We start from the raw sequence: 21266 nt of genomic DNA on the forward strand, positions 1-21266 counted from the left end.
CAATTTATGCCTGGAAAGCTAAGGAACTACGGGGGTTACAACTGCAATACTAATACTCTATATAAACCGTTGTATGACTTAATATATTGTGCAGGTGCGACAATGAAAGCTATGTACCGCTTTACAACTCAACAGCTTGTTACTTGTAATGTACAATTTTTTTGTCTTTCCAGTCACACTCGATAATATTTCCCTTTTCACGGCATGGCCCTTGAGGCGAATCCATATGATATAGCGGATCGTAAAATAATATTAAAGTATTTTTTATCTGTGACAAAGACGATCCGCATCCCTGTAGCATGGGAGCCATCAATAAGACTATAAGGAATTTTTTCCTCAAATTTATTTCAGATCCTTCATATATGATATTTCTTAATGCGTATTATAGCGTGTTAGCTCAAATAGTTAAGTTCCAGATGAACTATCTGCTGCTGTGATGTACTTAAATCGTACAGATGCAACCACAATCTGTCGCGATTTTTACCGGTGCCGGGCACAGTACTACGGTCTGCGCCCTGTTAAGTTACCAGGCTGGATGTTTTAAAAAGGGAAATAACGATTGATAATGTGCTGATGGGGGCGGACAGGTTACACAACCAGCATTGCTCACTCAGTGTTTCAGCTATTTCTTCTTAAGGCGTACCTCCTGTAATACCGTGACGTTATGGCTGCTGTAGACCGGTTTGTGTACCTGCAGGAAGGAAAGTCAGTAAAGAAGACAGTCTCGAAAGCTACCCGAACAACGGATAGGATATGCTTAGCGGGAAAATCTGGTGTATGTGCTGTCAGTGTAAGCACGATGCGGAAAATATGACCGGGGTTGATTACCGCACCCACAAAGTGTTGTTCCGGGTGCAATGTCCAAAATATTTTGTCTGACACAAAAAAAATCTTATTTTTCGCTTTCTGCTTAATGCAGATTTAAATAAGTCAGTACAATATCTAACGCCCCCCCTTACAAGGGGACGCACTATATTAATTTTTTGTAACCACATAAGACATGTCTGTGAGACAGACATGTTCAATCTGATGTTTTACAGAAAAAAGGCAGGTATGTGGTGATATCCGAGTTCATCTCCGTATATTAGTAATGACCAAACTTCAGGCTAAAGTGATTTTTTATTTTTTGGGGATCTTTCTTATTAAAGAAAGATCCCTCTTTTAACACGCTGTTTCCAGTCCAAAGTGAATTCCATTACTCCACCATGTCTTTTGCAGCAGGTATCCGTTGACATTATGAGTCATGTTTTGTTCAGGGTAACTGTTTATGGTTACAGGCAGGATAATTAACCGGGGACAGGATTTACACAGCGCGAAGCGAAGGTCCCGTTCAGCCAACGGAGTCCTGAACGTTATTACGTTCGGATGGGGTAAAAAAAGCGGTAATTTCACAGGGAGGGGGGGGCTGGGATGACCCAGCTGTATGATGCGATGCCAAACTGAGCCGAAAGTATCAGGAATATCAGAGAATTGTTGACAGTGGGCTCCAATTTATTTCCCAACAGAGACTTTCTATAACGCACAGATATAAGCATATCACCCATTATAAAATCCATCTGGAACAAAACAGGAAGATAACGCCGCCCACCCCAGAGTCTTGAACCACGCTTTGAACAAAGAAAATCTGTTGTAATTTCTTTTTCTGTTAGTCTTTTTTCGTTTAATTAACTCTGAAGTGGGGGGGATCGGTTAAGCTAGTTAACGATCCAATGATTTTGGAGCATGCAGTAGTCTGAATTCAAGCATGCAACACTAGTTTCATATTTGTTCTTTATGGTTGCACCTTTTGGTGCAACAATTTTTACAGAAATACGGGATTTGTAAGCGATCTCATCATAGAAACCTTAAACATGCGTTATGCTTGATTTAATGAAATATTATAGGTTGTCAGGCGAACAGTGAAAGATTTTTAATTCTTTTGAGGAGCTAATCAGGTTCTGGGGCTAGGATAGATAATAATTTTTTATTTCTGAATGAGTATATATGTGTGTTGTGATTTATATGCTTTATTATATACTGCAGCCTGGTGTTTTATTGATGCCCCTACTTGAGGTGGTTTTATCGTTGAATTGACAATCCATTATCTATGGCTGAAATGGTGCTTTCCTTTATTTATTATAGGAGGAGGAGGGGGGGTCTGTTGTGGATGGATATGCTTTAATCTTATTCTTTCTGACAAAGAATGTCATCAAAATAAATTATAGCATTGATGTCAATGTGGAACAATACAGTCTGGTAATTTTAAATGATAGTGCCATTTGTTATACTGTAAATAACAAGGAAAAGTTTTATTATATATCTGTACCGTGTGAGGTTTTAAATGAATATGTTGAAGGGTTTGTTTGTGATGGGGGTATTCAGAAAATAAAAAAATACAGGGAAAGTTACTTTATTTCTCCATCAGCAGATCCGGTTTTTTTAATAGACATATTTAAAAGTATAAACTCATGTATCCACAATGCTGCTCAAAAAAAAGCTCTTATATTCTTTGTGCTGTCTTTTTTTTCAGAACAGAAGGGTTTTATCTTTTTTGTGTTATCCACAGGTAGACGTATTGAAAATAAAGTAAAAACAATTATTAAGCGCGATTTAAGTCTGAAATGGAAATTACCTCAGGTGGCAAGTATGTTGTGTATGAGTCCAGGTACACTTAAGAAAAAACTCAATCGTGAAGAAACATCATGGACGAAAATACTAATAAATTGTAAAATGCAAAAAGCAACAGAGTTATTTCTTGTCAGAAATAAAAGTGTCCAACAGGTAGCTGCAAGTTGTGGATATAACAATGTATCTTTTTTTATCCGCTTATTCAGAGAACATTTTGGAATCGCCCCTCATGAATTCATAAAAAAATACGGATCATTCTGAATGTGTGTCAGGGGGAGGGGGCGAAAAAAAATCAACATAATACGAATTTCTTTGGTGTTTTATAGCATGTGAAATCAAATAGTTGTTTAATAAATTCCACCTTCAATAAGGTGGTTAACAATGAAATCTTCATCATAAACAAAAAGGAATAAAAACTTATGAAAAAAAGTATTCTGGCAATGGTCCTTACTACCGTGTTAGGTGTGTCCGGCGCTGCTTTTGCTGATACGGGAGCTGCGCCGCAGGCTACAGGTAGCAGTCCGTTAACTGCCTCGCAATGGCGCACTGTGGACAAGATTGCCAAAATTGGTAATGAAGCGATGCAGGACGTTCAGTTAGCACGCGTGTCGCTATTTAACGGGGATACAAAAAGCGCGAAAAAGTTGTTATCAGACGCTCAACAGAAGATCAATGATGACAAAACAGACTGGACCAAATTTATTAAAAAAGATAAAAAAACGCCTGTAGACGGCGATAATTATATTGTTATTAACGCATCAATATCGATTAGTGAAGATTATCAGGCCTCTGATGAAAAAACAAAAGCAATTAAAAATGCGAATGAAAAACTCAAAAAAGGCGATAAGAAAGGCGCTATTGAAACTCTGAAACTGGCTGGTATTACCGTTGTTGAAAATGAAGTGCTTATGCCACTGAAACAAACCAGAACAGATATTCAGAAGGCAATTGCACTTTTTGATGACGGTAAATATTATCAGGCTAACCTGATGCTCTTATCTGCTGAAGAAGGTGTTATACTTGATAGTGAAACTATCCAGGAATAATACTTAACTTCCAGATGACTGTACTCCGGCTTTTGGGATGATGTCGGAGTGCAGTGCTTCTGCCAGTAAATGCATTTGCAGAAAACATTTATTATTTCCGTCATATAAATAATTGAGTGCAGCATATCTGTAAAGCAAAGATGCTGTATAATACACAGACCAGCCTGCAACTGAATCGGTGTAATAATATTTGTGGACATCCCCCATACTTCTTCCACACTCCCCCTCTAAAAATCCCCCTCCCACATCTGTACTCGTGGCAGAGCAGCCAAAGAGTTTATTGCTGACCGCAATACAGAACGTTTTTGGATCATCCTGGTAAAGGAAAACAGGGGCAGTAATTAATCGGAACTGCAGAATACTCCGGTTACGAGTGCTTCAGAACAAAACATAATGATACACAAAAAAACATTAACATTAATATGGCAACGAAAATGCAGGTGTAATAGATAATTTTCACAAACATCATAAAATAAAATTCTGTGTTACCTGTTTAGCTTCCACCAGTGAATAAATCCGGCTTAGTGTCGGTAATCAGATACTGAGCCGGATGCAACAGATGGTGAGAGTGTCTTCCACTGAATCTGGTATACTGCTAAACCGACACAGGAAACCCTGTTGCGAGCCCGGGCGAGCATTTATAGCTCATTCATAATGTGACTGAGTTAAATGCCATAGCCTGCGATCGTCTTCTGGTTTGAATGTGCCTTTAATCAGAGCATGCCATGTCAGATAAGAACCATAAGCAAATCCCAGTCGTTGCTCAATGGTATAAGTTGTATCACTCAAGATATTTTTGATAAACATTTCTATTTCGGTTGTAAGGTCAACATATGTCACCCCCCCCTCCTTCATTAGCATAATGTTAACATATTCCGTGTTCTTATAGTAACGATGAGATATTAAATTTTGAATATAATTTCATTTTTTTTTGTTTTTTTTTCGGCGTGCATCCTGTGATATACCTGAGTGTAAATCAGATAAATGTGGCTCAGGCTATCGACTCCCCCCTCGCCTAATGCCCCCGGAAAATTAACCTTCGAGTCCTGGACGTAGCAAATGGTTTAAGTTTCATCGGCTAGGGAACACAAGCGACCGGTGCAGACCCGGCATTGACAATAACTTTTTATTTACTGGTGATTCACAATCTTCTGAAAATATGCTGGATATAGTTTCACAGATATTCTGTACCCTTGTATTAATAACCTCACTGATGTATGATTTATGTGTAATACGTATCGATAATCATGGGGAAGGAGGGATTATTTATAACCCTGGATACGTACCCGGTTTTTACTTATTTTTTCAAAAAGCTTATCTGAATGATAATTGGTTTATTTATATTCTGGTGGTGCTTTAATTTTGTTGATTTTATAAAACGTGCAAAGAAAATTATCACAGATGATCAGGACAGCCCTGTGTGTATTTCGTTACTGTTATGAGGTTTTTGGGTAATATTTGTGACTCTGACATCTGTGTTTTATGGTGGAAGCAGGCTTGATTTAAACGGTGATATGACGATGATAAACATAAAAGAGTTGATTGCAGCTCATTGTGAAGGCCTAAATGAATGGGGCAATACTATAAAGAAAGAGCTTGGATTCTCTGATGCAAAAGTTAAAACGCCATCAGGTGTGGAGCCAGATTTGTTCCTTGGTCAGATGTCTGTTGATGAGCTAAATAATGGTATTCTGAAAATAAAAATTTATTCATCCTCTCAACAAACAGATCTGGTACATAAAGACTGCCTGCTCGGGTTAAAAAAAAGGATATTTATTGTTAATACCTGTGGAAGCATGCTGATAAGAAATGAAAAAAACAGGAAAATAATTTGCCCCGGGGATAGTGTAATTGTTCCCTCATGGAGTAGTGTTATTGAAGAAAGTTTTTCGAGAAGAACCAGCCTGTCATTTATAATAGATATATCAACTTTTGCTGATTCATATGATCAAGTTAAAAATTTGCTTTGGAAGAACGTATCTGAACTAACTTATGGTGTTGAAATTAATAAAATAATATCAAACTTTTACAATAATAATTCTGACCGTTTTTGTGAAAAAAATATGTCTGCTTTAACTGGGCTTCTCAGCCTTGAAGCAGAATTAAACTCGTCTTCTGGCAATAATACCTTTTGCAAGACACATAATAACCGATTTGCTGTTATTATAAACTATATAAAAAACAACGTTAAGAATCCGGGGCTTTGTTTGTCTATGATCGCAACCCATTTAGGGTTAACAGAACGTATGGTTCAGTATATATTATCAAGTGAAAATCTCAAGTTTCATCAACTATTATCCACTGAACGATGTGCGTTTTTAGCCAGCAAAATCAGGAATGATGTATACACTGATGTTCATGTCTGTATTTTTGAGTCCGGGTTCGACTCTGTAAATACCGCAAACAGGCAGTTCAAAAAAATATACGGCCTAACACCACGGCAGTATCAACAAAAAATAAAAAGAGAATCTCCGGACAAACGTTTATATATCAAGCATATTTTGGGTTAAGTCAGCACCTCAGAAATTATTCACTGATTTGCTCCCGCCTTTTTCATTCTGTGGGCGGGGGATATTACATTATCACTTTTTCTTCAGATGAACCCGGGATATACGGGGTTGTGTTATCAGTTCTTAACAACTTGCACTTCATTTTTTTTGCTTGCTTTTTTCGTGTTTTTAGCTCTAAAAATTTTATATCTACCTATCCTGTTATGTGTGTGTAGTGAATCCCCCTGAGCGGAAGCGCTGGCTGATAAAAATGTTTGACGTTATGCAGTAACACAGCGGCTTGCAGTCATCAGCCTGCAAGTCATCGGGGGGCACCCGACACTACACACGTCGTATCTATCATCGTTCCTACCAACTTTATTTTCAGCCCGATATCTCCGTGTAGTTTCGGGCTTTTTTTCTGTAGGCAGCGCAGACAGAACATTACGTTGCTTGTTGCACTTCCGGATAATTGCCCCGGTCACGGTTGTACTGAATTCTGGCCATTTGCAGTATTTCCTTTTTTCACGGATGCGTTTAATCAAAAATTCCCGTAGCGCTGCTCAAATTCTTTATCTCCAGTCAGCTGTCCATCCGGAAGCATTCATTTGAGCGGGTGTCGGCCGCAGGCACCAGGGCGTTGCGGAAGGCGTGGATACGGCGTCTGATTTCTGGTGTCATTTCGTCCCCCTTCCGCCTTTCGGCTCTGCCCGGGCCTGCATCAGCAGTTCTTTCTGCAGCGCCTTTTCACTGGCCCGCAGGGTTTTCACTTCCTCCCGACTCTCCTGCAGCTGTTCATTCAGGTGTTCGCTCCGGGTCTGCTGACGCACCACCTCCTCGCGCAGCGATATCATCTGTTCCTGCAGCGTCTGCTCCTGCTGCAGCAGACGGTCACGTTCGGCCTGAACCTCCCGCAGCACCGCCAGCTCGCTTTCCAGTTCGGCCACTTTCGCCAGCGCGGCGTCGCGCTCGATGTCGGCCTGTTCAATGTCGGCGTCGGCCTGCTCGCGCGCGGCCAGCGCCCCGGCGTCCGCCTGCTGCACGGCCGCCTGCCACAGCAGCCCTAGGTGACCGGTCAGCAGCTGCGCCAGCTCCGGCGGTAACGGCAGGGTTTCTTCCCGGGCCTGTTCGCGCTGCCGGGCGCGGAACGCGCGCATCACCGGGGATATGGTGGCCAGGGAGCCGCTGCCGAGGTGGTCGCGCACCTGGACGTTGGTCGGGTTCGGGGTGCCGGCCGCGATGAGGGCCGCAGCAGCGTCCTCGATGCGACGGACCATGTCGGGGGAAGGCAGTTTGCTCATGGGATATCTCCGTGGGGGCGTTATACCGGCAGTGTATCCTTTGAATGAAAAATACACAATACATTCGATACGGTACAATACAATTAATACAGTACGATACACACAATACATACAGTACAGTTAATACATACAGTACGTACAGTACATACACCTTCTCTCTTTTTTCACTCAGATCCGAAAAAAGGCAGAGTAGGATCCTCCGGAAACGCACCCGTGCACTGCGACCCGGTAACACAAGATGTAGCGTCTTCATCAGCTAATAAAGACGCTACATCTTGTGTTAACGTCTCCTTATCGTGACCCGGCGCGCGGCGCAGAAAACAGCGCTTTGCTTATTCCATGAGCGTGGTACACTTCCGGAAATCAGTCAATAAGCAAAAAGTCGGATCACCCGAAAACAGCCGTCAGGTAATTACATGATGAAACTGTAACTATATTTATTATCGGCGTAACATGGATTATGCATTCATAATGAGTCTATATGGATGCATTCTATTATGTTATTGTAGATGTGATTATTTGTGCTTTTTGCACGTAAAATGAGTCTTTTCGTATAACAATTCTGTGAGGGAATCATGGCGAAGATTCAGGCGCGTAACGTGGACGATGCTCTGTTTGCGCGCATCGAGCAGTCAGCAATGAAAAATGAACGTTCAGTGGAGGGCGAGATCCGCCTTGCGCTGGCCAGACTCTACCCGGCTACCGAACCGTCGCAGAACATTGTGCCGTTGTCCATGCGTGAACGCTGGCAGCAGGAAACCGGACAGCGCCTGCGGTGGCTCCTGCAACGCCTGAATGAGGACGGGTTTGGGGCCCGTGCGCGCACCGGCGATTCCAGCGCCAGTGTGGCTGATTATGTGCGCCTGGGTGACCAACTGAGTACCAGCCCCGGCCTGCTGATGGATATTGCTGAAGGGCGCGCGGAAATGACGCCGGAAATGGCCGGCGCGCTACAGAGCTGGTGCGGAGCCAGCGGAGACTGGCTGCTCAGCGGTGAAGGTGAGTCGTTTCCGGTGGTGAAACTCGGAACCTACTCCGGAGTCAGCTGGCAGGAATTCTTTTTTCCGGATGACGATGGCCGGTATGTGTTTGAGTTCATCCGCATTGAGGGTGGCCTGCATGACGGTACCCTGCTGATCCTGCGCCGGCATGAACATTCCGGGAGCATCACCACGGGTCTGGTGACAGAAGCATTTTACCTCGGGGCCGGGATGGGCAATGGCGGCTATGGCAACCTGAAAACCTTTTTGCTGTTTCTGAAACAGCACGGTGGCCCCCTGGTCATGAATGCGTATCAGTTCACGCCCCCGGAGCCGGATTTTGATTTCTGGTCAGTAATGGGCAGACATCACCCGGTCTGGTTCCGCGACATCAACCGCTGCTCGCCCTCCCGCTGGCTGCAGCAGGTACTGAACGGCGAAGATCCGGGGGAATGGTTTGCCGGAGGCTGGTCATCGATACTGCAGGAAGTGGTGGAACACCACTGCGGATAACGCTACTTAGCATGCTGACCAGGTGCGCGATAAGCCCCGCCGTTCAGGGGGGATGTCAAAAAGATAAAGATTGATCCAATACATCCGGCTCTGCCGGGGATGTTTCATCATTACGCAGCGGGAGAAGATAAATGATGCCAGCCCTGTCCGGTACTGCTCTGCCGGTTTCCACCACTCAGTTGCCGGTGACAATCGATTACCCGGCCGCCCTCGCTTTACGTCAGATGGCGCTGGTTCAGGACGAACTGCCGAAATACCTGCTGGCGCCGGAAGTGAGCGCTCTGCTCCATTATGTACCGGATCTGCACCGCAAGATGCTGCTGGCGACACTGTGGAACACCGGCGCGCGCATTAACGAAGCGCTGGCACTGACCCGGGGAGATTTTTTGCTCGCGCCCCCTTATCCGTTCGTGCAACTGGCCACACTTAAACAACGGGCCGAGAAAGCCGCCAGAACTTCCGGCCGGGCCCCGGCCGGAAGTCAGGCTCATCGCCTGGTTCCGCTCTCCGATCAGCTGTACGTCAGCCAGTTGCAGATGATGGTGGCCACACTGAAAATACCGCTGGAGCGGCGTAACAAGCGCACCGGCAGAACCGAGAAGGCGCGCATCTGGGAGATTACAGACCGTACCGTCCGCACCTGGCTCAGTGAAGCGGTGGCGGCCGCAGCGGCCGATGGGGTGACGTTCTCAGTACCGGTGACGCCCCATACGTTCCGCCACTCCTACGCGATGCACATGCTGTACGCCGGCATACCGCTGAAGGTGTTGCAGAGTTTAATGGGGCATAAGAGCATCAGCTCGACGGAGGTGTACACGAAGGTTTTTGCGCTCGACGTGGCAGCCAGGCACAGGGTGCAGTTTCAGATGCCGGAGAGTGAGGCGGTGGCTATGCTGAAACGTACGGTATAAATGCTGATGATAACGACCTGACGCGACCGCCTGGCTTGCCCAGCCCCTCATCAGTCCAGAAGTCAGTTCTGAACTGATGAGGGGTTGCATGGATTCCGTTTTGGTGACATCGACGAGAAGTTGCCGCTCTGTATCCGGTCTTATGCAGTAAGAGCTGCGGGACATTATGAGATTCTCTGGCCTGAGCCTCATTCTCTGTTCGGACTTCATGTCCCGGCACTCAATAAGATTTGTCAGATCAAGGTATTACCGCCTGTGTCATCACTCTGATCGCCATAGCAACCGTCTTCATCCGCTCCTGGGCTACCAGGAACTCTGTGTGTTCCGAACTTCATAAGTCTGGATCGTTCATCTCATTCTTTGAGTGTCCGTTTGGTAATTCCGGTTGTCGCGTCACAGTTATGATACGGAGAAATCAGGTGTGGCTCTCAGTCTGGTCTGGCTTGAACGTGGCCATCCCAGAGCCAGTGCTGTTGCTGATGTACTTTCAGCCGCAGGCTTTCCTGATTTCGGGAAGTAGCTCCAGCAACTGGCCAAAGAACCTTCGCAACGTTGAATAAGCCTGATTTATTTGCACTGACTTATGTGATTAATGCTAATGTACGCATACATTAGCATTAATCATGCATTTAATCCCCTGCGCCTTTCTGTCTGTTCTGATTTTTCTGGTAGTCCTGCTTCACTCTCCCGATATTCTTCAGAACTGTCTGCCAGTGGTCCTCTGCCTGCTGCCGGTAGCGTTCGGCAATGGCAGCAATAATGTCAGGATCACTGTCATGGCTGCGGTGCATGCGTCCCTTCTGGCCAAAGATATCAACAATAATATTCTGGCTGCCCTGCCTGTCGAAAAGATGAGCGCACAGGCGCTTTACAACCAGCGGAGTATAGTCCAGCCCGGCCTCATCAGCGATCTGGAAGAAGAAGTACAGCATCTCATACGTTTTGTAGCGCTTGACGGCCGCACTGAGTCTGGCTGCCCGTTGTGGTGCTTCCCAGGTGTCATCCCTGTAGTTACGCAGTTCTGCCTGGTAGTCGGATTCCAGGTCTTCCTCTGTATACCGGTGGTGGCGGAAAAAGTATTCCCTGGCCCGTTTGACGACTGATTCATCCTGCGGCATGTCTGTCTCTGGTTAATGCTAACGTATGCGTACATTAGCATTAACATCAATACCTGGCAAGGGGAGTGGCGTGCATCGTACCTGTGGTGCATCCCGCCCGGGCTCCGGACATGCTGTGCCAGCAATTCGACCGGCGGTGCGCTGTCCCCCGTTTTCCTCGATACCGAAACGACCGGACTTGATGCCGGCGCGCAGGCGCTGGAAATCGGTCTGGTGAATGCCCGCGGTGAGAAGATATTTGAGACCCGCCTGAAACCCACTGTCGGCATCGATCCGGCAGCAGCTGCAGTACAAATCGTTACGGAACCATATCGCTTTCCGGTGCTGTCAGTCAGGCTGGCCTGAGCTGGATCGAGGAGGCTCATTCCGCCGTCACTGACGCCGTTATGACAGCACAGGTGGTAAACAATATTGCCGGATGCTGGCATGAACTCCAGTGTGAAATGAATGATGACGCAGGGAGTGAGCCAGCATAACGCTGCTATCTGGCTGGTCAGACAGCTGCAGGGATTAATTCAGGAGTCTGAAATGGAGAATATGTTGAAAACTATGCGTGAGCATTTCCCCGCTCGAACAGTCTCTGGATATGTTTGGTGTCAAACGAAATGAGGACGGGACGTTACTCTTCCCCCGTCGCTCCGATAAACGTTTTCCCGTTGCACGTATCCGTAAGCGACTGGCGGCTTATGGCTGGCGAGGAGAACGCCTGAATAAGGAGGTGGCGCGAATCGTCGCGGGCCCTGATATCCTCCCTGAGAGGAGGGACTACAGCATTATTTTCCCTTACGGATGGGAGACGCGTGAGATGCGGCGAATGTTTTCCCGTAAGACTGGCTGACGTGTGCTGATTATGCTTGATGAATTACATCATTTTTCTGACTTGCGGGAGAAGCCGTGACATTGACAGAAAAATCAGGTCATCTGGCGTGGTGTGCCCTGGTGGCGCTTGCGCTGGCCAGGCAGGATGGTGGCGTTCTCTCGCCGGCACAGGAAAACCTCTTTCTCACCCGCTGGCTGGCGACTGCGCTGAAGCAACGGCGTTTTTCTCGTGATGTGACGCCCGATATCGAGTGGCTTTTGAAACAGGGACGTCAGATGGGCGTCAGCGCCAAGCTGGCCAGCAAGCTGAATTACCTCTGGCGTTCATGCACCGGTGAGTTGTCCGAGCAGAACGACCTGTTCCGGCTGACGTATGCTCTGGAAACAGCGAAAGATATGCACTGGAACTACCGTCTGCTGAGCGATCGGGAATGGTCCGGCCGGAATGCTGTGGCGCTCAGTGCAGGCGTGAACGGCATTTATCTCTCACGGGCCAAACTCGATGTCGGTTTTGACGACAGCGGCCGACAGATAAATCCGCTGACAGCACGTTTGACAGGGAACGTAGCGGGGGTAATGAAGCTGTTTGATCGCTGTGGCTGGCAGGCAGAGCCTGAGTTTGATGCCTCCCTGCCCCACCAGTATTCGCTGATGGCCGGACAGGGAGCGACGGGAAAGGGGGATTAGTGGCGGATCTGCGCCAGGTCGTCTTCAGTCAGACCGGTCATTTTCATGACGGTATTGCGGTCAATGCCGTTCTGGAGCATGGTACGGGCTATTTTCAGAGTCGCTTCGCGCTCACCTTCTGAACGACCTTCCTGTCTTCCAAGCTGGATACCTTTCTCAATACCCTTTTGTTCAAGTTGTTGTGCGATGGTCATAAGTGCGTCTCCGTGTTGCGGCACACGCTGTGCCAGTTCGCGTACAAAAGCTTCGGCGTCCGATGTTTCGCCTGCCTGTACTATATAGTGTACCAGCGATATCACCTGCGATGAAGACAGATATCCGGCCAGCAAAATGGGCGCCAGCCGGTCAACCAGTTCTGCCAGGTCCCGCTGGTGAATATGTTTCTGCAGTAAAGTCAGGGCGGCCATACTGCGATGCCCGGCGATTTCATCATCCGGAATGACCGTAACGTCTACCAGCGGGAAAGCGCTGCTGTAGAGTTTGCCTGCCAGCCCGGGATCGTCAAACTCATCCAGCCAGCGGGTGGAGTACGGATACGGGCTGCGCTTACCCGTATAGAACAGCACCGGTATCACCAGTGGCAACTTTTTATGCCCTGCCTCCAGGTGGCGCTGCATGGCAGCCACCGCATAGCGTATGAGGCGGAAAGCCATATGCTTATCCGGGGAGGACTGATGTTCTATGAGTACGTGAACATACCCATCACCGGCTGTGGTTTTCAGGCTGTAGAGGACGTCGCTGAAATACTGGCGGAGATCCTCCTCAACGAACGAGCCGGATTCCAGTTTCAGTGTACTGAGATCGCAGATGGCACGCAGCTCTGCCGGAAGATGCAGCTCCATAAAATCCCGGGCAATGTCAGGTTGTGTCAGAAACTGACGGAATGTCGCGTCGTGGGGAGTAGGCGTAGTGTTTTTCTTTTTCATCAGTCCATGCTCTGAAAAATGACCCGGTCATAGTATCACAGGCAAAAAATGCTGACATTGCGAGGAACGGAATTGCAATTCCTTCAGGGGCAGTGCCGGGGGCAGTCCCCTCTTTCTTTTTTAATCATCAGCTTGCTTGCCCGGAGATATCCATGTCCTGGCAGAAACTATACCCTAATGTGCCTGGCTGACGCGCCCCTTGGGCTTGTCCAACCCTTCGCCTGCTCAGATGCAAGCTCTGAACAGACTCACGGTTTGCGCTGTGGGTCAACAAAATGATTGTGGATGTAGTGCCCTCTTCTCCATTTAATCTTCGGTGCCTCCTGTGAGAGCAAAATCAAAATATTATGATTTATTTCTTGCAACATGATTCTTTTTGTTCAAAATGACAAAAAAGATCATGAGGTGATAAATGGAAAATATTGAGCAGTTACGGAAAGTCGCCACACGTGCAGGTAAACTTCTGACATCCTTGAGCGAAAGTATCCGCCAGCAAAAAGAGGAATTGAAGCTTACCGAGTTCTATCAGGAATACAGCAAAGCCGCCCTATATAAGCTGCCTAAGCTCAGCAAAGGGAGTGTTGAGTATGCTGTGGCCGAAATGGAAGCCAGTGGCTACATTTTTAAAAAGAAACCTTCCGGCAATACTATGAAGTACGCGATGACGATTCAGAACGTCATCGATCTGTATTTCCATCGTAAAGTGCCCAAGTACAGAGATCGCTTCGATAAAGCTTTCACTATATTTGTATGTAACCTTAAAGGTGGCGGTTCCAAGACAGTTTCTACCGCTTCATTATCCCATGCCTTTCGGGCTCATCCTCAGCTTCTGTTCGAAGACCTGCGTATCCTGGCCATCGATTTCGATCCGCAGGCATCTCTGACAATGTTCCTGAGCCATGAGAATTCAGTGGGCCTGGTTGAAAATACGGCTGCTCAGGCCATGCTCCAGAACGTATCTCGTGAAGAATTACTTTCCGATTTCATCGTGCCGTCAATTATCCCGGGCGTTGATGTTATTCCCGCTTCCATTGACGATGCATTCCTTGCTGAAGGCTGGAAGGGATTGTGTGAGGAACATCTGCCAGGGCAAAATATTCATGCAGTGCTTAAAGAGAACATTATCGACAAGCTCCGGTATGACTACGACTTTATCTTCCTTGATAGTGGTCCTCACCTCGATGCGTTCCTGAAAAACTGCATCGGAGCGGCAGACCTGATGTTGACCCCTCTTCCTCCGGCAACGGTTGATTTTCATTCTTCCCTGAAGTTTGTAGCCAGCCTTCCTGCGCTTATTGATTCGATCGAACAGGATGGACACACCTGCAATCTCATCGGAAATGTAGGTTTTATGTCCAAAATCCTGAACAAGTCTGATCACAAAATTTGCCATAGTCAGGCCAAAGAAGTATTCGGTGCCGATATGCTCGACATGGTTCTGCCGAGGCTGGATGGCTTCGAGCGATGCGGGGAGACTTTTGACACAGTTATTTCTGCAAATCCAGCAACCTATGATGGAAGCACCGAGGCGCTTAAAAGCGCAAAATCAGCAGCGGAAGACTTTGCGAAGGCCGTATTTGATCGCATTGAGTTCATTCGTACTAACGGAGGTATGTGATGTCGAATGAGAGAAGAAAAACCATTGGCAGACAGTTAAATACCCATGCGTCAATGGTTGAGATGGCTGACACCCAAAGAAGTCAGGTATTTACCCTAAAAACCGGCAGGAAGATAACGTTCAGGTTTGTTCGGGTACCTGCATCGGACGTTGAAAGTAAGACATTCGTAAACCAGGAAACCAACGGAAGAGATCAACTTGCTCTGACCAGGGAGTCCCTGAAATCTATTATCCAGACGATTAAGTTTCAGCAGTTCTTCCCCTGTATTGGCATTCAGCAAGGTGAAAGGATTGAGATACTGGATGGTTCAAGACGGCGAGCCTCAGCGATTTATATCCGTACAGGCCTTGATGTAATGGTTACCAATGAACTTTTATCAGCTGATGAAGCTCGCCATCTGGCTAAAGATATCCAGACAGCTAAAGAGCATAACCTTCGGGAGATCGGCTTAAGATTGATGGCTCTGAAAGAGTCTGGATTCAATCAAAAGGAAATTGCTGAACTGGAGGGGTTATCCCAGGCTAAGGTCACCAGGGCACTGCAGGCGGCTGCAGTACCGCAAGAATTGATTTCTCTGTTCCCGGTTCAGTCTGAGCTGTCGTTTAGTGACTATAAAATTCTGTTAGAGGTTAATGAAAAACTCAGTGAAAAGGGTTTAACGTCTGAAGGGCTCATTCAGTCTGTCTCAGATCAGCATGATGCAATTTTGAGTGACTACGAGCGACCAGACGACGAACAGAAAGCCAGTATACTGAAATTGATTTCTCAGACCTCTCAGGCATTGATAGCTCCGCCTCCTAAGGAAAAGTCAGTAATTTCCGCACTCTGGACCTTTGAAGAAAAGGACAAGTTCGCGCGCAAGCGTGTTAAAGGGCGTACGCTGACTTATGAGTTTAGCCGTATGTCAAAAGTGGTTCAGGATGAACTGGACAAAGCTATCAACGAGGTCCTTGAGAGAAATTTGAGTCAATAATTTCGCCACGGCGATTTCACATCTAACTTATTGTAATTAAGTTATTTATTTTGAGAATTTCAAGGTGAAATCGCCACAATTTCAAGTCAATTTCGCTGCAGGAGTATCTGCCCAGCGTGTCGTATAAGCTGGCGAAAGTAGTTCCCTTTTCATCTGCCACTCGGGGGCAATCCCCCGACCGGCGAACTATATTTTCCCCTTGCCCGAATGGTTAATCCCATCCAGGACTTGCATCAGCTGCTCGCTCCGTTCCCGCGGCTGTACTTCATCAAACAAATTAAGCTGCGATACCCCGGATGGCGTGAAATCGTTCAGCATACAGCCTGCCTTTGCGTAACGGTGACCATCCACCCAGATCCTGTCCAGAGCTCTGACGGCAGCGCCAATGATGTCCCGTGTATCCTGCGTGGGGCTGAGCAGTTTTTCACTGGCCAGATTACCGTAGTAGGGCTCAGTTACGGCGAACGGCGATGTTTTCACAAACACGGCAATATGCCTGCAGAACTGCCGTTCCCCACGCAGCTTTTCGGCGGCACGTTCAGCATGCTGACAGACTGCCTGCCACATCGCTTCATAAGTCGTGACTCGTTCTCTAAAGCTTCTGCTGCAGACTATCTGCTGTTTGGGGGACGGTGCTTCCTCCAGGGAAATACAGCTTTCTCCATTGAGTTCCCGGACCGTTCTCTCCAGAACCACATTAAAGTTTTTCCTGATGAACGTTGGATTCGCGCGGGCCAGCTGCAGTGCTGTGGTGATCCCCATTGTGTTCAGCTTCTTTGAGATCCTGCGGCCCACCCCCCAGATTTCCTCCACCGGCTGCAGTGACAGCAGTTTCTCCGTTCGTTTCTGATTGTGTAACGTCAGGACAAGCACGCCTCCGAACTGTGACCATTCTTTCGATGCCCATTGCGCGCTTTTAGCCAGCGTTTTTGTCGGTCCCATTCCGACGCCGATGGTCAGCCCTGTGCCGGAACGAACATGCTCACGCAGCTGCCGGCCGAAATCCTCGAAATCGATGCTGCTGTCTATACCGCGAATATCCAGAAACTTCTCGTCAATGGAGTACTGCTCAACGCGTGGCGCCAGCTCTTCCAGGTGAACCATGACCCTGTTCGACATTGATGCGTAGAGGGTGTAATTACTGGAGAATGCGATAACCGGCTCCGGAAATTTCACCGACTTCAGCTGAAACCACGGCCCCCCCATTTTTATACCCAGCCGTTTCGCTTCAGCGCTGCGCGCGATTACACAACCATCGTTATTACTCAGGACCACCACAGGTCTGTCACGCAAATCGGGACGAAATACTTTCTCGCAGCTCGTGTAAAAGCTGTTAACGTCAGCCAAAGCGAACATCAGTCTGTGCTCCTGGTTTTGTGTATAAAAGCCGTCACCACCCCGAAAATCTGCAGTTCTTCCGGATAAAGCGTGGGGTAGGCCGGGGTCATCGGCAGCAGGGCGATACGGGGCTTCAGCTGCAGGCGCTTAACGGTGAACTCGCCATCTGTTTCCGCGATGACAATATCTCCCTGCATGGGTTTCTCAGCTTTATCGACAACCATTAAATCGCCGGAATGCAGACCCATCTCTTTCATCGAATCACCGATAGCCCTGACGAAGAACGTTGCAGCCGGGCACCGGATACAATAGGCATTCAGATCCAGTTCCTCCTCCGTGTAATCGGCGGCCGGCGACGGAAACCCCGCTGGGCAACGTTCGGTGAACAGCGGGGCAGTGGACTGCACCGGCTCCTGCTCGGGGGCTACAAGCAGTAACATGGCATACCTCTTAAGATGCCTGTTTTTATATACAGTATTATTTAAGATGTTTTCTGTCCTGCAAGTGAAATTTTACTGTTTCCCGCCAGATAACTGTTCTGCCTGGAAAAACAGATGTCAGGTTATCCACAGAATCAGTTAATAACCCTGTGGAGGAGCGACGCAGAACTGTTGGTATGTCATCTGTCCTCCTCTGGTGTTTCCCTTCCCTCAGCTCCTGTTGTCACCCCGGCCATTCCTGCACACCTGATGCTGACTGCCCCCCGCTGCCAGTGTGCCGTGTCCGGCCTGTCACGGGACGGGCGTTTTTATCGCTCAGGCCTGGCGTCGTTGTGATTGTACGCCATACCCTCGCCAGTTTAAGGGCGCCCTTCAAGCCGCTTTCGCGGCATAAGCTCGCCGACGATGAGAATTGTCGGCTTGTTATTCCACGATCGGCGTTGACCCGCTACCGGACGCGACGAACAGGCAGCGGGCGGCAGGGAACGGTATCGCGGTGATGCCTCCTGCCGGATGTTGAGGAAAATCTTATGTTCAGAGTGACCTGTATCGACCTGGAAAATGGCGAGTTTGCGCTTTATATCAACGGACATTATCTGTCCAGTGAAGACGGCAGCGGCGAGAAGCTGTACCTGGGGGATATTCTGGAACGTTTATCCCGTCTGCCCGGTGTGACCACGGAAACTGTAGAGCGACCTGTGCCGGACAGTGATGAATGGAACTGGAACGATGTGGCCGACAGTGTGTTTCCGGTGTCAGTTCCTTTGTCCAGAAAGATGACAGTCGCCGCGTTTAAACAACGACTTTCTGAATACCCCGACGATACGCTCTGCTGTGGTACGTTCTGGCTGGCTGAGGATTTTCTGGTGCTGGATAACTCTTTTGAGGCCGCAGAAATTGACGCGGCGATGGAGCTGGCGCAGCACAACCATGATGCAAATGAGGGGTTCAACTGGAGCCACCTGAAGTGGGCAATCAATGAGTTGAAACGCGTATGAACACCTGGCTTGTTGGCCTGATTGTCGATGTCGATGACACTGAAATGATGGTGTATTACCTGGTTTCCGCGACTGACCTGGAGCATGCCGAAGCGGGTGTTCTGGAAATGGGGCGCACCTGGTGGCCATCGTTGAAACGCGAGGATGACCGGCATCGGTGGGAATATGAAACAGGCGTGGTCTGGTTTAACAGCATCATTCTGCTCGATGACGTGGAAAACAGTATCCTGCGTGGTCTGAAGTTCCTCAATGCGTGGACAGTGACCGGCTCAACGGATGCGCCGGTACTGCGCGATGAGTGGGGGAATGACTGGCGGGATATCACCCGCTGACAATCTGCCGGGCAGTACGTCTGCCCGGTACTTCCTGAATGAATAATGATGTCGCGCAGCTTCTCTTTTTTCGGCGCCAGCGCCGGCGGCGCGGGAGCAACGCTGCCTGTGGTCAGTATCCCGCGTCCGGCCGGGCACGGGACGGGCGATTTTTCTGCTCCTGCCGGGCGCTGTCGCTATTATGCGCCCGGCACTCGCCTTCTGATGAACGCCCTTCAAGCCGCTTTCGCGGCATAAACTCACCGACGGTGAGGACTGTCGGCTCGTTATTCCACGGTCGGCCTGACCCGTTACCGGACGCGGTGAACAGCCCACAGGCAGCGGGGAACGGGCGTCACAGGGACGCCCTCCCGGTGCCTCCTGTAACCGCGAGGAATCTCTATGTCCCGTTTAATCCTGGGGAACTGTGTCGATATTATGTCCGGCTTTCCTGACCGCGCCGTCGATTTCATTCTGACCGACCCGCCTTACCTTGTCGGATTCCGTGACCGTTCCGGCCGCAGTATTGCCGGTGACAGAACCGACGAGTGGCTGCAACCCGCCTGTAACCAGATGTACCGCGTACTCAAAAAAGATGCGCTGCTGGTCAGTTTCTACGGCTGGAACCGCGTGGACCGTTTCATGGCGGCCTGGAAAAGTGCCGGTTTCAGCGTGGTCAGACACCTGGTATTCACCAAAAACTACTCGTCAAAATCCGCGTATGTCGGCTACTGCCATGAATGCGCTTACGTGCTGGCGAAAGGCCGTCCGGCTCTGCCACAGAACCCGCTGCCGGATGTCCTCGGCTGGAAGTTTTCCGGCAATCGCCACCACCCGACGGAAAAGCCCGTTACCAGCCTGCAACCGCTGATTGGGTCTTTCACACACACGAACGCCATTGTTCTCGACCCGTTTGCCGGCTCTGCCTCCACCTGCGTTGCCGCGTTACAGGCGGGGCGCAGATATATCGGTATCGAGCTGATGGAGCAGTACCACAAAGCCGGGATTGAGCGCCTGACAGCCGTACAGCGCGCCATGCAACGCCCGGCCGCCAACGACGTCTTTTATCCGGAGGCCGCGTAATGAACTATTCCGGACACGAAAAACTCCGCGCAGAAGTGGCGGCGCTGGCCAACAGCATGTGCGACCTGCGCGCCACCCTGAAAGTGCTGGAAGAGCGTTATCACTGGCAGCGTCACGGACTTACTGAACGACTGGCCGGGCAGAGTCTGCGGCGTATCAACACCCTGCTGGATGAAGCGTACAACGAAAGCCTGATGCTCAATGAGTGTTTTAAAGACTGACAGATGACGAGACCACGGGCGGCGGTGCCGCCCCACTGAACCAACGGAGAAAATCATGATGTATGGCACACGTAAAGAACTGAACTCAAAGCTGAAACGCATGTTTGACAACGACGAGCGTTTTGCACTGCTGGTCTGGACGAAGCAGGACGTTATGTCACTGACTCAGGAGATGACCGAAGTGGAGGCCGATGCGATTTTGCGTGAGATTGGCCGAAAAGGTATGGGCGAACATACCGGATACGGTATTTCAGACAGCACGGTACAGGCGCTGTACGCCGGATTACGGACTGAAATCCCGACCGTCAGTGTTCCCGCCGACCTGCTGGCAAGGGTGACGAATATCGCCGGGCTGGCGCCTGCGGGGGGAAGGACAGGGGCCGCGCTTTTCCCCCTCTGCCTCTGATGGCGTACACTTACAGCCGGTTTCCATTTCTGTCGGAGGATGTGATGTCCGGACTGAATCTGGCGGCAACAACTAAAGAAGAGCAGGATAAAGTGGCCATTGACCTGGTTGCTTCAGGCGTGGTCTATAAAGAAAGGCTGGCGATGCCGGTGGTCGCTGAGCTTGTCGTCAGGGAACAGCCTGAGCATTTGAGAGAGTATTTCCGGGCGCGGTTGGAGTATTTGCGCAACTCCCGGACAAGAATGCCCCGGAATATGCCAGAAAAGAGGATGAGGTTAAAAAATAGCGCCATTCCTGATGCATTCTGCCTGTCGCTGGCCGGATTTTACGCATGCCGGGTGATGTTTTTTTCTGGCCGGGGTGTGTGATTTTCTTCCTGCCGGTGATAATACGCTGCCTGTTCCTGTTCCTGTTCCTGTTCCTGTTCCTGTTCCTGTTCCTGTTCCTGTTCCTGTTCCTGTTCCTGTTCCTGTTCCTGTT

The 21266-nt window shown here is 48.8% G+C and carries 21 protein-coding genes and 3 pseudogenes; 17 read left to right on the plus strand and 7 right to left on the minus strand.

What is annotated here, in order from left to right:
* The first annotated feature begins 2142 nt into the window (after positions 1-2142).
* Together ACLJRS_RS22150 and ACLJRS_RS22155 are read left to right on the plus strand one after the other, a co-directional pair.
* Positions 2143-2868, plus strand: coding sequence for a helix-turn-helix domain-containing protein (locus ACLJRS_RS22150; RefSeq protein WP_052025447.1), 726 nt, complete (start codon positions 2143-2145; stop codon positions 2866-2868).
* Positions 2869-3026: 158 nt separating this feature from the next.
* Positions 3027-3653, plus strand: a complete 627-nt coding sequence (locus tag ACLJRS_RS22155) for a YfdX family protein (RefSeq protein WP_047593640.1) — start codon at positions 3027-3029, stop codon at positions 3651-3653.
* A 645-nt stretch (positions 3654-4298) separates the two neighbouring features.
* On the opposite strand, the gene ACLJRS_RS22160 is transcribed toward ACLJRS_RS22155, so the two are convergent.
* Positions 4299-4493: a hypothetical protein gene (locus ACLJRS_RS22160; protein ID WP_031608680.1), complete on the minus strand. Its 195-nt coding sequence runs from the start codon at positions 4491-4493 to the stop codon at positions 4299-4301.
* A 271-nt stretch (positions 4494-4764) separates the two neighbouring features.
* Between ACLJRS_RS22160 and ACLJRS_RS22165 the strand changes: the two genes are divergently transcribed.
* The gene (locus tag ACLJRS_RS22165) at positions 4765-5013 is read left to right on the plus strand and encodes a KUP/HAK/KT family potassium transporter (RefSeq protein WP_261765806.1); all 249 of its coding nucleotides are present in this window, start codon (positions 4765-4767) and stop codon (positions 5011-5013) included.
* Between the two features lie 100 nt (positions 5014-5113).
* A complete protein-coding gene (locus ACLJRS_RS22170) occupies positions 5114-6163 on the plus strand; it encodes a helix-turn-helix domain-containing protein (RefSeq protein WP_239643704.1) in 1050 nt (349 codons plus the stop codon).
* Positions 6164-6819: 656 nt separating this feature from the next.
* Here the strand turns inward: ACLJRS_RS22170 and ACLJRS_RS22175 are convergent.
* Positions 6820-7443 (minus strand): DNA-binding protein, encoded by a 624-nt coding sequence (locus tag ACLJRS_RS22175; protein ID WP_047593644.1) that lies wholly within the window; start codon positions 7441-7443, stop codon positions 6820-6822.
* Positions 7444-8018: 575 nt separating this feature from the next.
* Here ACLJRS_RS22175 and ACLJRS_RS22180 point away from each other — a divergent pair.
* Complete coding sequence (locus tag ACLJRS_RS22180; RefSeq protein WP_146642198.1) at positions 8019-8936, plus strand: hypothetical protein; 918 nt, start codon at positions 8019-8021, stop codon at positions 8934-8936.
* 131 nt (positions 8937-9067) lie between these two features.
* The gene (locus ACLJRS_RS22185) at positions 9068-9847 is read left to right on the plus strand and encodes a site-specific integrase (protein WP_000982366.1); all 780 of its coding nucleotides are present in this window, start codon (positions 9068-9070) and stop codon (positions 9845-9847) included.
* 629 nt (positions 9848-10476) lie between these two features.
* Here ACLJRS_RS22185 and ACLJRS_RS22190 read toward each other — a convergent pair.
* Positions 10477-10965, minus strand: a complete 489-nt coding sequence (locus ACLJRS_RS22190; protein ID WP_001135408.1) for a hypothetical protein — start codon at positions 10963-10965, stop codon at positions 10477-10479.
* A 138-nt stretch (positions 10966-11103) separates the two neighbouring features.
* Between ACLJRS_RS22190 and ACLJRS_RS22195 the strand changes: the two are divergent.
* The 3 genes and pseudogenes from ACLJRS_RS22195 to ACLJRS_RS22205 all read left to right on the plus strand — a co-directional run.
* A pseudogene (locus ACLJRS_RS22195) lies at positions 11104-11441 on the plus strand (3'-5' exonuclease); the annotation flags it as partial.
* Positions 11413-11803, plus strand: a pseudogene (locus tag ACLJRS_RS22200) (hypothetical protein). The pseudogenes ACLJRS_RS22195 and ACLJRS_RS22200, both read left to right, overlap by 29 nt.
* A gap of 56 nt (positions 11804-11859) precedes the next feature.
* Positions 11860-12471, plus strand: a complete 612-nt coding sequence (locus ACLJRS_RS22205) for a DUF2913 family protein (RefSeq protein ID WP_047593675.1) — start codon at positions 11860-11862, stop codon at positions 12469-12471.
* On the opposite strand, the gene ACLJRS_RS22210 is transcribed toward ACLJRS_RS22205, so the two are convergent.
* The gene (locus ACLJRS_RS22210; protein ID WP_047593671.1) at positions 12468-13397 is read right to left on the minus strand and encodes an Rpn family recombination-promoting nuclease/putative transposase; all 930 of its coding nucleotides are present in this window, start codon (positions 13395-13397) and stop codon (positions 12468-12470) included. The genes ACLJRS_RS22205 and ACLJRS_RS22210 overlap by 4 nt on opposite strands.
* A gap of 412 nt (positions 13398-13809) precedes the next feature.
* Between ACLJRS_RS22210 and ACLJRS_RS22215 the strand changes: the two genes are divergently transcribed.
* Entirely contained in the window at positions 13810-15015 is a 1206-nt protein-coding gene (locus ACLJRS_RS22215) for an AAA family ATPase (RefSeq protein WP_000427674.1), read from the plus strand.
* On the plus strand, positions 15015-15989 hold the full coding sequence (locus ACLJRS_RS22220) for a ParB family protein (protein WP_031608613.1): 975 nt from the start codon (positions 15015-15017) through the stop codon (positions 15987-15989). The genes ACLJRS_RS22215 and ACLJRS_RS22220 overlap by 1 nt, the downstream gene beginning before the upstream one ends.
* Before the next feature lie 81 nt (positions 15990-16070).
* Here ACLJRS_RS22220 and ACLJRS_RS22225 read toward each other — a convergent pair.
* Together ACLJRS_RS22225 and umuD are read right to left on the minus strand one after the other, a co-directional pair.
* Positions 16071-17345, minus strand: a pseudogene (locus tag ACLJRS_RS22225) (Y-family DNA polymerase).
* Positions 17345-17767: a translesion error-prone DNA polymerase V autoproteolytic subunit gene (umuD, locus tag ACLJRS_RS22230; RefSeq protein WP_080068381.1), complete on the minus strand. Its 423-nt coding sequence runs from the start codon at positions 17765-17767 to the stop codon at positions 17345-17347. The pseudogene ACLJRS_RS22225 and the gene umuD overlap by 1 nt, the downstream one beginning before the upstream one ends.
* A gap of 530 nt (positions 17768-18297) precedes the next feature.
* Here umuD and ACLJRS_RS22235 point away from each other — a divergent pair.
* Together ACLJRS_RS22235 and ACLJRS_RS22240 are read left to right on the plus strand one after the other, a co-directional pair.
* Positions 18298-18765 carry a hypothetical protein gene (locus ACLJRS_RS22235; RefSeq protein ID WP_077915577.1) on the plus strand — a complete coding sequence of 156 codons (468 nt, stop codon included), beginning with the start codon at positions 18298-18300 and terminating at the stop codon, positions 18763-18765.
* On the plus strand, positions 18762-19097 hold the full coding sequence (locus ACLJRS_RS22240; protein ID WP_031608610.1) for a hypothetical protein: 336 nt from the start codon (positions 18762-18764) through the stop codon (positions 19095-19097). Before ACLJRS_RS22235 ends, ACLJRS_RS22240 begins: the two co-directional genes overlap by 4 nt.
* Here the strand turns inward: ACLJRS_RS22240 and ACLJRS_RS22245 are convergent.
* Positions 19035-19316: a hypothetical protein gene (locus tag ACLJRS_RS22245; RefSeq protein WP_239643706.1), complete on the minus strand. Its 282-nt coding sequence runs from the start codon at positions 19314-19316 to the stop codon at positions 19035-19037. The two genes, ACLJRS_RS22240 and ACLJRS_RS22245, sit on opposite strands and share 63 nt — an antisense overlap.
* A 162-nt stretch (positions 19317-19478) precedes the next feature.
* Here ACLJRS_RS22245 and ACLJRS_RS22250 point away from each other — a divergent pair, with 162 nt between their 5' ends.
* From ACLJRS_RS22250 to ACLJRS_RS22265, 4 genes are read left to right on the plus strand one after another with little or no spacing between them, the layout of a single operon-like run.
* Positions 19479-20159 carry a DNA methylase gene (locus ACLJRS_RS22250; protein WP_031608608.1) on the plus strand — a complete coding sequence of 227 codons (681 nt, stop codon included), beginning with the start codon at positions 19479-19481 and terminating at the stop codon, positions 20157-20159.
* Positions 20159-20380, plus strand: coding sequence for a hypothetical protein (locus tag ACLJRS_RS22255; RefSeq protein WP_001109588.1), 222 nt, complete (start codon positions 20159-20161; stop codon positions 20378-20380). The genes ACLJRS_RS22250 and ACLJRS_RS22255 overlap by 1 nt, the downstream gene beginning before the upstream one ends.
* A gap of 55 nt (positions 20381-20435) precedes the next feature.
* Complete coding sequence (locus ACLJRS_RS22260; RefSeq protein ID WP_239643705.1) at positions 20436-20786, plus strand: DUF1380 family protein; 351 nt, start codon at positions 20436-20438, stop codon at positions 20784-20786.
* A gap of 44 nt (positions 20787-20830) precedes the next feature.
* Complete coding sequence (locus tag ACLJRS_RS22265; protein ID WP_000015983.1) at positions 20831-21154, plus strand: DNA polymerase III subunit theta; 324 nt, start codon at positions 20831-20833, stop codon at positions 21152-21154.
* Positions 21155-21266: the final 112 nt, after the last annotated feature.

Source organism: Salmonella sp. SAL00670 (genome assembly GCF_046552235.1).
Taxonomy (GTDB): domain Bacteria; phylum Pseudomonadota; class Gammaproteobacteria; order Enterobacterales; family Enterobacteriaceae; genus Salmonella; species Salmonella enterica.